The 11799-nt window shown below is 59.2% G+C and carries 13 protein-coding genes and 1 tRNA gene; 10 read left to right on the top strand and 4 right to left on the bottom strand.

The window, feature by feature from the left end; all coding sequences use genetic code 11:
• Positions 1-93: 93 nt before the first annotated feature.
• A complete protein-coding gene (locus tag RTCK_RS13785; RefSeq protein WP_142593222.1) occupies positions 94-576 on the bottom strand; it encodes a CC0125/CC1285 family lipoprotein in 483 nt (160 codons plus the stop codon).
• A gap of 168 nt (positions 577-744) precedes the next feature.
• On the opposite strand from RTCK_RS13785, the gene RTCK_RS13780 reads away from it, so the two are divergent.
• Entirely contained in the window at positions 745-1851 is a 1107-nt protein-coding gene (locus RTCK_RS13780) for a hypothetical protein (RefSeq protein ID WP_142593221.1), read from the top strand.
• A complete protein-coding gene (locus RTCK_RS13775; RefSeq protein ID WP_142593220.1) occupies positions 1848-2339 on the top strand; it encodes a hypothetical protein in 492 nt (163 codons plus the stop codon). Before RTCK_RS13780 ends, RTCK_RS13775 begins: the two co-directional genes overlap by 4 nt.
• Positions 2340-2396: 57 nt before the next feature.
• Here RTCK_RS13775 and RTCK_RS13770 read toward each other — a convergent pair whose 3' ends face one another.
• Positions 2397-2876 carry a hypothetical protein gene (locus RTCK_RS13770; RefSeq protein ID WP_142593219.1) on the bottom strand — a complete coding sequence of 160 codons (480 nt, stop codon included), beginning with the start codon at positions 2874-2876 and terminating at the stop codon, positions 2397-2399.
• Between the two features lie 473 nt (positions 2877-3349).
• Here RTCK_RS13770 and RTCK_RS13765 point away from each other — a divergent pair, with 473 nt between their 5' ends.
• Positions 3350-3937 (top strand): hypothetical protein, encoded by a 588-nt coding sequence (locus tag RTCK_RS13765; protein WP_142593218.1) that lies wholly within the window; start codon positions 3350-3352, stop codon positions 3935-3937.
• An 81-nt stretch (positions 3938-4018) separates the two neighbouring features.
• The gene (locus tag RTCK_RS13760; RefSeq protein WP_142593217.1) at positions 4019-4546 is read left to right on the top strand and encodes a hypothetical protein; all 528 of its coding nucleotides are present in this window, start codon (positions 4019-4021) and stop codon (positions 4544-4546) included.
• A 63-nt stretch (positions 4547-4609) separates the two neighbouring features.
• On the opposite strand, the gene RTCK_RS13755 is transcribed toward RTCK_RS13760, so the two are convergent.
• Both RTCK_RS13755 and RTCK_RS13750 read right to left on the bottom strand, forming a co-directional pair.
• Positions 4610-4699 (bottom strand) — tRNA-Ser (locus tag RTCK_RS13755).
• Positions 4700-4819: 120 nt separating this feature from the next.
• Positions 4820-5539: a Crp/Fnr family transcriptional regulator gene (locus RTCK_RS13750; protein ID WP_142593216.1), complete on the bottom strand. Its 720-nt coding sequence runs from the start codon at positions 5537-5539 to the stop codon at positions 4820-4822.
• A 120-nt stretch (positions 5540-5659) separates the two neighbouring features.
• Here RTCK_RS13750 and RTCK_RS13745 point away from each other — a divergent pair, with 120 nt between their 5' ends.
• From RTCK_RS13745 to metG, 6 genes are all read left to right on the top strand, one after another.
• Positions 5660-5914: a DUF6894 family protein gene (locus tag RTCK_RS13745; RefSeq protein ID WP_142593215.1), complete on the top strand. Its 255-nt coding sequence runs from the start codon at positions 5660-5662 to the stop codon at positions 5912-5914.
• Between the two features lie 146 nt (positions 5915-6060).
• On the top strand, positions 6061-7119 hold the full coding sequence (locus RTCK_RS13740; RefSeq protein WP_408004555.1) for a septal ring lytic transglycosylase RlpA family protein: 1059 nt from the start codon (positions 6061-6063) through the stop codon (positions 7117-7119).
• A gap of 67 nt (positions 7120-7186) precedes the next feature.
• The gene (locus RTCK_RS13735) at positions 7187-8350 is read left to right on the top strand and encodes a D-alanyl-D-alanine carboxypeptidase family protein (protein ID WP_235988696.1); all 1164 of its coding nucleotides are present in this window, start codon (positions 7187-7189) and stop codon (positions 8348-8350) included.
• An 84-nt stretch (positions 8351-8434) separates the two neighbouring features.
• A complete protein-coding gene (gene tmk / locus RTCK_RS13730; RefSeq protein ID WP_408004545.1) occupies positions 8435-9133 on the top strand; it encodes a dTMP kinase in 699 nt (232 codons plus the stop codon).
• Positions 9130-10155 carry a DNA polymerase III subunit delta' gene (locus tag RTCK_RS13725; protein WP_142593212.1) on the top strand — a complete coding sequence of 342 codons (1026 nt, stop codon included), beginning with the start codon at positions 9130-9132 and terminating at the stop codon, positions 10153-10155. The genes tmk and RTCK_RS13725 overlap by 4 nt, the downstream gene beginning before the upstream one ends.
• 84 nt (positions 10156-10239) lie before the next feature.
• A complete protein-coding gene (gene metG / locus RTCK_RS13720; protein ID WP_142593211.1) occupies positions 10240-11796 on the top strand; it encodes a methionine--tRNA ligase in 1557 nt (518 codons plus the stop codon).
• Positions 11797-11799: the final 3 nt, after the last annotated feature.

The following is an 11799-nucleotide window of genomic DNA, read 5'->3' as shown; positions in this document are numbered from 1 at the left end:
CAGCGTCCAGAACCATCAGGGCGGTGATAGCAGACGCCCACTTTGCCCAAACCGGCCAAGTCATCCATCCATCGACAGCGCGTCCTATCATTGTCAGCGCTTCTTCGGCCGCATCACGCGAGGGCTGATGTTGTCGTAGATCTCCTGCGCCGACCACGCGCCTGGCGGAACAGGGCCTTTCTTGGAGTCGAAGAACCTGACGATCAGGTCCTGGCCAGGCTTGACGATGTTGTATGTCTGCCCGGGATTATAAGTGGTGTAGGCAGTGTTCCCGATGACATTGGTTTGCATATAACCGGATGTCTGTCCATATTCGTTGCGAGTAGCATCCGCGCTAGAGACCACGGCAAAGTGTGTATTGCCGGTACTCAGCGCTGTCTCGGCTGCCTTCAGAAGAGAATAATCCTGCACTGTGGTGGAGTCGGTAAATCCGTTTCCGCGTGAGACGATGCGGTAAGTGTCGCTTGTGATCGGCATAGCGGAAACACCACCAGTAGCCCCCATGTCCTGGTATTGTGTTTGGCATCCTGCCAGCAACGCCGTGACAGTAGCCATGATCGCCAACTTCCAACCCATGCTTCCCCCCTCATAGCTGCCTTATTGTGCTCCGGGCCACCGTCTGCGGCGAGTTAACGCGAGTCAAGAGTGTGCCGCCACTTGATCCTACCTTGAGATGTACCTGCCATTATTTGGACTCGCCAAATCCGCGAATCTATGCTGATCCTCCCGTCACAGGGGGGATTGATGATCAACATTGACATACATACCAAAGTCATTGGTTCCGACACCAGCATCTTCGTGGCGCGGCCAGGACGCAACTATCGCTTCTTCCAAAGGTTTGTAGACCACAACTTCGTTGGCCCAGATCTGCCAGGGCTGGATCTTCCGCCCTTCACTGAAATTGATGACGTCGAGGACCTTGAAGAGAGGGTGAAGAGGTCGTTTGAGCTCCGCCGGTACTTCACGCGCGGAGAAAGAGATATTGACTACCCAAGCCTTGATCTTGCGAGCTACGAGGACACGGCAACTTCGCGTTCAACTGCGCAGATCGTTCGAGTAGTCAGAGCGTATTTTGGCGGGATGAAAAAGGGGGACATCGTCATAGTCCCTCCGGCGCCGTTTCGATCGATGGCCCAAATTGGTGAACTGACAACTGAGCCGAACGATGTTCGCAGTCTAAACATCGAAATGTACGAGGGGCGTCCTCTTAGTGGCCGTTACGTTAGGTGGCTGGCCTCGATTGAGAAGGCGAAGCTGCCTCCGCAAACGTTGGACGCGCTACAAAAGCCCTCACCTCTGATCTCGCTAATCAAGCCTGCATGGCCGGCCATCTTTCGCAGGGCGTACGGGTCTTACATGACCAGCGACGAGTACGGTGCGCGATTCGAGGTGACATCCGACAGATTTCAGACAAACGATGACTTTCTCATTCAAGCATTTTTCAATTTTGTGGCCGCCAACTTCGATCGGGTCGAAAAAGAAGCTTCTGTTTATGACTTTTACAACGGCGCATTCTCGGCGGAGGATGTAGCTCCGGACCTGTACACGAACGTAAACTCGCCAGGTGGCATTTCATTGAAATCTGCCGTGGCCATCCCTATCGTAATAGCAACAATGCTGAACATCGCGATCACAGTCGGTCCTGATGCCCACGCAGCTGCGGTAAACGACCAAATCACGTTTGGGAATTCACAAGCTCCTCCAAACGATCCATGTACCGCGCTAGTAAGGCGGCAGGTAGTGACACAATTAACTCTTTTGGGATACGATAAGTGGGCCATAGCCTGCCAGAATGCGCGTGCTGCAGCTGTCCGAACCGGAATCTCATCATCTGTGGAAGTTAAGCCGTGATGAACTTTTTCGCCAAGATGCCTGACTGGTTGAGGAACGGTCTACTCGTAATAGGCGGCGGCTTGATCGGCTGGTTCGGCAATCAGTACATGGATGCACGTGGCGCCTACAAAGAGTCACTCACAGCAAACTACGACAGCTTCAACCAAGCATCCTCTGGCTTAGAAGACTCGCTTCGCGAATTCGCTGCTATTGCCCAGGGCCTGAAGCCGAAGACGCCGGAAGCCACCGTGCAACTCCAGAGCCATCTACTTGATGTTCTAAGGGTGGCGAAAGACCTCAACAGGCGTCTGGGACACAACGAACCAGTGATGACGGAATTTGAATCGGCGACTGTAAGTCTTATGCGGGCCGCGGATCGCGTCACCGGGCCGTTGGATGGGAAACAGATGGTCGAAGCTGTCGAGAATTACCTATTCGCAGAAATGCAGCTTCGTGACGCCGTAGTAAATGAAACCAACGCCATCGTAGGTGGTTGGCTTCTTTGAAGCACGCACATGTCTCTCTGCGCCCGAATGAGAACGAGTTACCGTTAGGCGAGGTGCTTAGAGTTTCAAGCTACGCAACTTGGCAAAGAAGCTGTTGCAGTCAGCGTCCAGCTTCTGAAGCTGCGGCATAACAGCTTCATTCTCGCGTTTAACACTGGATGCGGCGGCGCCGGACGGCGCAAATAATCCGTGGATGCGGTTGTTTATGTTGTCGATCATGACAACAAACTTCTTCAACTCGCCACTGACCTCAAGGGTAGTTCTCCGTTGGAACACCGCCTCTCTTAGCTCGTCTGGCACCGAAACCGTTCCGTGGTACCTGCTTGCCGCTTTCTCAGCTATTTCCCGACACACCGGGACCAGTGAGAAGGCGACAGTCGAAGCATATTGCAGGTCCTCTAGCCTCATCGTCATTTGAACCTGCTCCGCTGAGGAGAGGGCAATGCGGTTGCTAAGAGCAGCATTTTGGGCGGCTATAAGGTTGCTCTGCTCAATGAGGGCATTCCCACGGTAGCCGATGTACAGGGCGACGGCCAATCCGACGATCGCAGCGACTGCTTGAATATAAGCGGCAGCAACTTGATGACCTATCGAATCAAGACAGCGTACTCGATTTATCAGTTTCGAGAATGGCATCACATTAGTTGACGAAAGAGTATGTGTCCCGGAGCGGGAATAAGCTGGTTATCGGTAAACTTTCGTTCAGGAACTAGTCAAGTAGCCGTTGCCAATCAACCAATCACGGAGAATCAGTCGGATCACTTCCGACTGATTAAGCGGCGGATCCGCCTCTGCTCGGAAAGCTTCAATAGCCGCAAGCAGCTCGTCGTTCAGGGCGACAAGCTTCTTGATCGGGAACTCTGTAGGTCTGCCTCGTCGCGCCATCTTTGAATTTCGCATATAGGTAATTGACTCAAATTTGATTTACCTATATACGAAAATCAGGCCGAAGGGAAGGTGCAAGCTCCCGCCTCGGCCCTAACCGCAACCGAACCAATAGGAGTTCGATCATGGCTAACGCTGCTCGTAACATGGAAGTCGTTTCCTCTGAAGTGACAGAAGCACCGGGGCTGCTCACGGTGATCAGCAATCACATCAAGGCCCGCGAGAAGTTCCTGGAGATCGCGGAAGAGGAGGAGCGGCAGCAGGACGCATTCAAAGCAGCGTTCAAAACCGAGTTGTTCCACGGCCCGTTCAAAACGGCTTACGACATGCACAGGGGCAGTGAGTGGGTAAAGGAGCAGATCACCACCTCCATCACCTGGTACATTTCGAAGTTCCGCGAGGCCCTTGGGAAGGTGGATGAGGAGCTTCTTTCCACTGTTGAAGAGCGGATGTGGAAACTGGACAAGGAGTACCAGGGCGCCGTCGATGCGGCCTATGGAGAAGAAGAGGTCAAGCTCCGGCGCGTTGAACGAAGGTACGATGAGCTGTCGGAAGCGGAGCTAGAGGCCTTGATGGCAGTCTGCGCGCATGTTTGTGTGACCCCGGAAGAGGCGAAGAACAAGGCCGATTACCTCCTGACCCATGTCAGGATGAGCAACATGCAATCCTCCCATTTGGAGGCTGTACTCAAGGCAATGAAAGAAGGGGCCTGAGCCTCGTCACTTCATAATCTTGATGATTGACCATCATCTGTCGCTTTGCTGGAGTGGCCCTCCACGAACTGGGGGGCCGCAATGTCAGACGAAGACAAGCCGCATTTTCTCCGCATCGCCGCGACTAACGACCCAAAGCGAATCGACCGTCGGCGCGGTCTGGAAGAGCTCCAATGGCCTCTAAAGGAACTCGCGGCGAACCTGATCCGAGTTACCCGCGGAGCCGGCCGACCGGAGGAACTTGGCGCTCAGTGCAAGGCAGTGGTGGAAGCCTATTCATCATTCAGGGCTGTCAGTGGCAGTTGGCCCACAGCGGCGGAGATTTCGGACATACTGTCGATCGCCGATGAGGTTCCTAAAGGCCTCACCCCCAGAACGCGGGAATGGGAGGAGGCGCTGGACGAAGTCATGCTCGGATCGCTCCAGCGGGCTGCATCCAAGATCCTGGGACAGAACACTCAGGCGAGGGCAGGGGAGTCGCAGCTGTTCGAGGGCCTGAAAACGCTCGAGCGGCAACGGGAGGAGAACCGGCAAGAGTATCGGCCCGTGGCCAAACCGCCTCCTAAGCCGAAGAAAGCTCTCCGTAAGGCAAGAAGCCCTGCGCGCTGATTTGTACGCAAGAGGAGAGACCGCCAGAATTCGGACTGAAAATCAAACAGTTAGGCGGCCAGATGGCGGAAGAGGTGGGATTCGAACCCACGGTACGGTTTCCCGCACGCCGGTTTTCAAGACCGGTTCCTTAAACCACTCGGACACTCTTCCAGCGCCTGCACGTCCGGGCGCATTCCATACGCCTTTAGCTGCTGGCCAGGGTAGCGTCAACATGAGCAGCGCGGCATTGGCCCGGCGTTTGGGAAGCACCCTCACACCGCAACCATGACCTCATCGTGGCTCGATCCAGAGGTTGAGGTAGGTGGGATCGAATTCCGCCAGTGTCCGCAGGCGTTCCCAGTCGAGGATGGACACCGTCTGGTTGACCCAGGAGATCAGTCCGTTGCGGCGCATGTCCTGGATGACCCGGTTCATGTGGACGAGCGAAAGTCCCATGACATCGGCCATTTCCGCCTGGGAAAGCGGGAAGTGAAAGCTTTGTCCATCGACGTTTCCAGTGATCTGCAGCCGCGCATAGAGCTCACAGACAATGTGCGCGAGATGGGATGCCTTTGAGCGGCGCCCCATCGCGACGATCCACGCGCGATGGATCGAACCGTGGACGAGCGTGTCCAGCCAGAGCAACCGTGCAAGATGGGGCGAGCTCTCGGTGATCTGCCTCAGATCGGCATGATCGGCAAGCAGGACGTGGCACGGGGAGAGGGCAACGATGCCATGATCCATCGTCTTCAACAGGAAGGCGTGCAGATCCACGAAGTCGCCGGGCACGTGCAGCGCCGTGATCTGGCGTCCCCCATCCCGGGTTATCTTGTAGCGGGCCGCAAAGCCCTGGACCAACAGGGTGCTGCATGTCGGGCGCGAGCCGTCACTGACCAGGTCATCACCCTTTGCAATCCGCCGACTCATGGTCATCGTCTTGCGCAAAAGCGCATGCTCGCTTGGAGCGAGGACGTCGCGATGCTCGAGGTTCAGGAGGAGCGGCTCGATCATGATTGTCCTTTCTTTCCCATCCGGCGGGACGGATCAAAACCGTTACCTGATGAACACTTAAGCCGGGAACAAAGTTGCCTCGCATCATTTCGGTAGGCGAGCAGTTGCAGAGACCAAGGCATGCCACGATATTTCTTCGACCTGACGAACGGCGACGGGCTGACGCGCGACGAGATGGGTTCCGTATTTCCCGAAAGCCGCGAGCCCCTATTGAAGGAGGTCAGCCGGATACTGACGGATCTCGCCCGCGATGAATTGCCGGGCACCGACAGCGGGGAGATCACCGTCACCGTTCGAGACGAGCGTGGATGCACGGTACTCGTCGGCTCGCTCGATTTCCAGACAAGATGGCGTCCCACGCCTGAGCCGGGTTAACCCTCCGCTAACCATCGCAATCGAAATTGCCGCTTATCCCCAGAATTTATTCGCATTTTCGCCACTTTGCGGACATTCACTGCGCAGGTTGCAGCGCGCGGGTAAGCGCTGAGCGAGAATTGGAATGACAGGCGCGCAGGCAGCGGATTGCGGCACGTCAAGCAGGGCATGGGGAATTGACGTTGGGCGGACGCAAATTATCGCAATCGAGGCGGTGGATCGGTGTGGCCTTGATATGCCTCGGAGCTGCATCCTGCGCCACCAGTGAGCAGCCCAAGTCCAAATCCCGCAGCAAGGAATATTTCTCCGAGAGGGAATACGGGGTCAAGGCGAGCCCGCGGCTGGTTGCCGAGGGCAAGCCAGTACCGAAGGGCGGCGGCCGCTTCATCGTGGGCAAGCCTTACAAGGTCAAGGGAAAGACCTATGTTCCGCAGGAGGATCCCGCCTATAACAAGACCGGTCTTGCATCGTGGTATGGTTCTGCGTTCCATGGACGCATGACGGCCAATGGGGAGGTCTATGACAAGGAGCACCTGTCGGCTGCCCATCCGACCTTTCCGCTTCCGAGCTATGCGAGGGTGACGAATGTCGAGACCGGCTCATCCGTCGTCGTGCGGGTCAACGACCGGGGTCCCTTTCACCCGGGACGGATCATCGACGTGTCGTCGAAGACTGCCGAATTGCTCGATATGAAACGGACCGGCACGGCCAAGGTGAATGTCCAGTATGTGGGCCGAGCCCGTATGGACGGCCACGACATGCCCTATCTCATGGCCTCCTATGTTCGAAAGGGCGACCGGGTTCCGGGTATCCAGCCGGAAGGGCAGATTGCCACGGGGGTCATGGTCGCATCCAACGAAACTCTGGGGGACCAGTTGCAGAGCTATGGTGCAGCCGTTCCCGTGCCCGTCGCTTTCCGCGGCCCGACGCCGAGCGACCCGGCCGCTCCCTCTGAGGCGCCGTTCCAGGGTTTGGATGCGTCCGAAACATTCACCGTGCTGCCCGATATAGGGCCTATGCCTTCGGAGCGTCCTGGATACGGTGTCGCCTCCGGCATTTCCAGCCTGTCTTCGGCCTATGTGGTGGAGCCGGTCAGGGAAGTGGAACTGGTGTTCGATGCGGTCATGGTCCGCAACGACGGCCTTACGGAGCGCTCCATCCTCTCCCATGCGGAACGGCAGCGGGCTAAAAAAACCGCACAGTGACCATAACGTGATTGTGGCTTCCGTATCATATTGATACGCGTGTCCTCCGGGCATGCGTGGAGCAATCATGAGGCTTTTGGTCTTCATCCTATCCGCAGTTCTGCAGGCGCTTCTGGTGGTGCAGTTCGCAGCCGCGCAGGATGCTGCGCCGGCTTTCGCGACGAAGGCACGGCAGGCCTATCTCGTGGAGGCGAAGACGGGGACCGTCCTGCTCGCGGCCAACGAGAACCAGGCCTTCTCTCCCGCATCGCTGGCAAAGCTGATGACGATGGAGGTCGTCTTCAGCGCCTTGAAACGCGGCGAGATATCCCTGGAGGACCGTTTTCCGGTGACGGAATACGCGTGGCGCAAGGGCGGTGCTCCCTCCGGAACTACGACGATGTTCGCTGCCCTCAAGTCGGAGGTCCCCGTTAGCGACCTGATCAGGGGCGTCGTGATCCAGAACGCCAATGACGGCTGCATCATCCTGGCCGAGGGCATCAGCGGTACCGAAGCGGAATTCGCGGCCCGGATGACGGCACGCGCGAAGGATCTCGGCCTGGGACGCTCCACGTTCGGGAATGCGACCGGGCTGCCGGAGGCGCAGAGTTATACGACCGCAAGGGACCTCGTCGAACTGGCACGGCATATCCATCGGGAATATCCGGAATATTACCCGCTGTATGCGCAACCGGATTTCGAATGGAACAAGATATTCCAGCGGAACAAGAACCCGTTGCTGGCGCTCAACATGGGTGTCGACGGCCTGGGCGCGGGCTATGCGGAGGGCGCAGGCTATGCGGTAGTCGCCTCGATCGAACGTGACGGGACCCGGCTGTTTCTCGCATTGGGCGGACTGGCCAGCGACAAGGAACGCCTGGAGGAGGCCCGCCGAATCCTCGAGTGGGGGCTTTCCTCCTTCGAAACCAAAGTGCTCTTCGCTCCGGGCGAGGTGGTCGGGCAGGCCAGCATCTATGGAGGGGAGACGCGCTATGTCGACCTTGTCGCGAAGGAGCCCATCGACATATACCTGCCTTCCGAGAATCCCGAGAGGCTGACGGGGAGGATCGTCTACAACTGGCCGCTGCGGGCGCCGGTGGTCGAGGGCCAGGCGGTCGGCACCTTGCGGATCTTTGCGGGAGAGCGGCTTGTTCGGGAGGTGGACCTGGTGGCCGCGCATCCTGTCGGGACCGGCAGCCTTGTCTCCAAGGCCACCGACGCATTGCTGGAACTGATGTTCTTCTGGCTCTAAGCCCGCAGAGGTTACATCCCACCGGCAGATGCGGTACACAGTCGAACACCATCAGGAAGCCCGGCCTGCAGCGGTCCGGGAAGCATGAAGAGCTCAATCGGTTTGGCAACGCGACCAGGATTGTTTGTAACGTTCGAAGGCGGCGAGGGGGCAGGAAAGTCCACCCAGATTCGGCGTCTCGCGGATTCGCTTCGGCTGAGCGGCCGTGATGTCCTTGTCACCCGTGAGCCAGGTGGCTCAGCGGGCGCGGAGGCCGTACGGCATGTCCTCCTGTCCGGAGCAGCGGAGGAATTCGGCATCCGGATGGAAGCGATGCTGTTCGCCGCTGCACGCAACGATCACGTGGAAGAGGTGATCAGGCCCGCGCTCGAACGGGGGGCAATCGTGCTCTGCGACCGTTTCATCGATTCGTCCCGGGTCTATCAGGGGGTCACCGGCAACCTGGAGCCCGAATACCTGGAGATCCTGCAAAGGATCGCCATCAATGGCGTCCGGCCCGATTGTACCATCATCCTCGACCTGCCGGCCGAGAAGGGGCTCGCCAGGGCGCGCACCAGGGGCGGGGAAGCGGCTCCCGACCGGTTCGAGAAGGAGGAATTGCAGACGCACGAGAAACGTCGGGAAGCTTATCTGGAGATCGCGACGGCCGATCCCGACCGATGCCACGTCGTCGACGCCGATCGCCCCGAAGAAGAGATCGCCGCCAGGGTGCTCGCCATCGTCGAGCCGCTGGCACGACATCAGGCAGCGACTGAGACGACAGACGCGGAAACGGTCGGATGAGCGAGGATGTGCACGTCCTGGACGGTGCCGTGGCTCCGGCACGCAATCCGCATCTTTTCGGGCATCAGGCCGCCGAGGCCTTTCTCGCCCGCAGCTACAGCTCGGGCAAGGGACATCATGCGATCCTGATCGAAGGGCCGGAAGGCATCGGCAAGGCCACCCTTGCCTTCCGCTTCGCCAATCACGTTCTCGCCCATCCGGACCCAGAGACGGCGCCTGATCATCTGTCGGCTCCGGATCCGGATTCCGCCGTCGCCCGGCAAATCGCCTCGGGTGCATCCCACAACGTGCTGCATCTCACCCGGCCGGTGGACGAGAAGACCGGGAAGACCAAGACGGCCATCACGGTCGAGGAAGTGCGCCGGGCCGGGCATTTTTTCGCGCAAACATCCGGAACCGGCAACTGGAGGATCGTGATCATCGATCCCGCCGACGATCTCAACCGGAATGCGGCCAACGCGATCCTGAAGATCCTCGAGGAGCCACCCCGGCGGTCATTGTTCCTCGTCCTCTCGCACGCTCCCGGAAAGCTGTTGCCGACCATCCGGTCGCGCTGCCTGCCGCTTCGCCTGTCTCCGCTCAGCGACACGGACCTTTCGCAGTCGCTCAGCGCGCTCGGGCTGTCGCTGGAGGGCGGGCGCACGGAAGAAACCGTGCTTGCAATGTCCAAGGGAAGCGTCTCGCAGGCGCTCAAGCTCCTCAACTACGGCGGGGCGGATATCATCGAAGCCTTCAACGAAATGCTTGCAGCCGACGGTCCGGCCGCAAGGAAGGCGATGCACCGGCTGGCCGACGTGCTTTCCGCAAAGGATGCGGAGGTGCTCCTGAGCTTCTTCCTGGAACATCTCGGCGATCACCTGGTCGAGCAGGCACGCCGCGCGGCGATCGGCGGCAGCCTCGCCTCGGCGGATCGCTATGCACGACTCGCCAGCGAGATCAACGAGAAGATCGGCATATCGCAGGCCTACAACCTCGACCGGAAGCAGACGCTGCTGTCGATCCTGCAGTCGGCCCGCGGCTGAAGGCTGCTCGGCGAACTATGGGTTTCGCTGCTGCGAAACATGCGCTAAGAGCCGTGACCATATCCACAGTGCTCGAGTGCAACGATGCCGGACAAGACCCCCTATTACATCACCACCGCGATCTCCTATCCGAACGGCAAGCCGCATATCGGCCACGCCTACGAACTGATCGCGACGGATGCGATGGCGCGCTTCCAGCGGCTCGACGGGAAGGACGTGTTCTTCCTGACGGGGACGGACGAGCATGGGCAGAAGATGCAGCAGACGGCACGGGCAGAGGGAATCGAGCCTGCGGCACTGGCGGCGCGCAACTCCGCCGAATTCCGTGAGATGGGCCGGCTGCTGAACGCTTCCAACGACGACTTCATCCGCACCACCGAACCGCGCCACCACGAGGCCTGCCGCGAGATATGGAACCGGATGGCGGCCAACGGCGATATCTACAAGGATAGCTATGCCGGATGGTACTCGGTGCGGGACGAGGCCTATTATCAGGAAGACGAAACCGAGGTGCGTCCGGACGGCATACGTTATGGGCCGCAGGGCACTCCCGTGGAGTGGGTGCAGGAGGAAAGCTATTTCTTCAAACTGTCCGCCTACCAGGACAGGCTTCTGAAGCTCTACGAGGAGCAGCCCGGCTTCATCGGGCCCGCGGAACGCCGCAATGAGGTCATCTCGTTCGTAAAGTCGGGCCTGAAGGACCTTTCGATCTCGCGGACCACGTTCGACTGGGGCATCAAGGTTCCGAACGATCCGGCGCATGTGATGTATGTGTGGGTGGATGCACTGACCAACTACGTTACGGCGACGGGATACCTGAGCGACGGCGACGGTCCTCGTGCGAAGTATTGGCCGGCGGATGCCCATATCATCGGCAAGGACATCATTCGGTTCCACGCCGTCTACTGGCCGGCGTTCCTGATGTCGGCAGGCCTGCCGCTGCCCAAGCGCGTCTTCGCCCACGGCTTCCTGCTCAACAAGGGCGAGAAGATGTCGAAGTCGCTCGGCAATGTTGTCGACCCGGTCAACCTGGTGGAGCACTTCGGTCTCGACCAGGTACGCTACTTCTTCCTGCGCGAAGTCTCCTTCGGCCAGGACGGCAGCTACAGCGAAGAGGCGATCGGCACGCGGATCAATGCCGATCTGGCCAACGGTATCGGCAATCTTGCCAGCCGTTCGCTTTCCATGATCGTCAAGAATTGCGACGGCAGGATTCCCGATCCGGCGGAGCTGACGGACGAGGACAAGGCGATGCTTGCCTCCGCCGACGCGATGCTGGAAACCTGCCGTGAGGAGATGGACAGGCAGATGATCCACAAGGCGCTCGCCGCGATCATCGCCGTCGTTTCCGAAACAGACCGGTATTTTGCCGGCCAGGAACCCTGGGCGCTGAAGAAGACCGATCCGGTGCGAATGGGCACCGTGCTCTATGTCACCGCCGAGGTGGTCCGGCAGATCGCAATCCTGTTGCAGCCCTATACGCCGGATGCAGCCGCCAAGCTCCTGGATCTGGTGGCGGCTCCCGCCGACAGGCGCGATTTCTCGGCGCTCGGAGAGGCTGGCCGCCTCGTGCCGGGGACGCCCCTCGAAGCGCCGAAGCCGGTGTTTCCCCGCTATGTCGCGCCGGAAGCGGACGCGTGAGCC

The sequence above is a fragment of the Pseudorhizobium endolithicum genome, assembly GCF_902153245.2.
Lineage (GTDB): Bacteria > Pseudomonadota > Alphaproteobacteria > Rhizobiales > Rhizobiaceae > Neorhizobium > Neorhizobium endolithicum.
The sequence above is the reverse complement of the archived record's forward strand: the minus strand, read 5'-3'. Positions and strand labels throughout refer to the sequence as shown.

Coding starts and splice junctions, on each gene's coding strand:
- metG (WP_142593211.1), top strand. CDS start 10,240: ATGCCGGACAAGACCCCCTATTACATCACCACCGCGATCTCCTATCCG.
- tmk (WP_408004545.1), top strand. CDS start 8,435: ATGAAGAGCTCAATCGGTTTGGCAACGCGACCAGGATTGTTTGTAACG.
- RTCK_RS13725 (WP_142593212.1), top strand. CDS start 9,130: ATGAGCGAGGATGTGCACGTCCTGGACGGTGCCGTGGCTCCGGCACGC.
- RTCK_RS13780 (WP_142593221.1), top strand. CDS start 745: ATGATCAACATTGACATACATACCAAAGTCATTGGTTCCGACACCAGC.
- RTCK_RS13750 (WP_142593216.1), bottom strand. CDS start 5,539: ATGATCGAGCCGCTCCTCCTGAACCTCGAGCATCGCGACGTCCTCGCT.
- RTCK_RS13745 (WP_142593215.1), top strand. CDS start 5,660: ATGCCACGATATTTCTTCGACCTGACGAACGGCGACGGGCTGACGCGC.
- RTCK_RS13765 (WP_142593218.1), top strand. CDS start 3,350: ATGGCTAACGCTGCTCGTAACATGGAAGTCGTTTCCTCTGAAGTGACA.
- RTCK_RS13760 (WP_142593217.1), top strand. CDS start 4,019: ATGTCAGACGAAGACAAGCCGCATTTTCTCCGCATCGCCGCGACTAAC.
- RTCK_RS13735 (WP_235988696.1), top strand. CDS start 7,187: ATGAGGCTTTTGGTCTTCATCCTATCCGCAGTTCTGCAGGCGCTTCTG.
- RTCK_RS13785 (WP_142593222.1), bottom strand. CDS start 576: ATGGGTTGGAAGTTGGCGATCATGGCTACTGTCACGGCGTTGCTGGCA.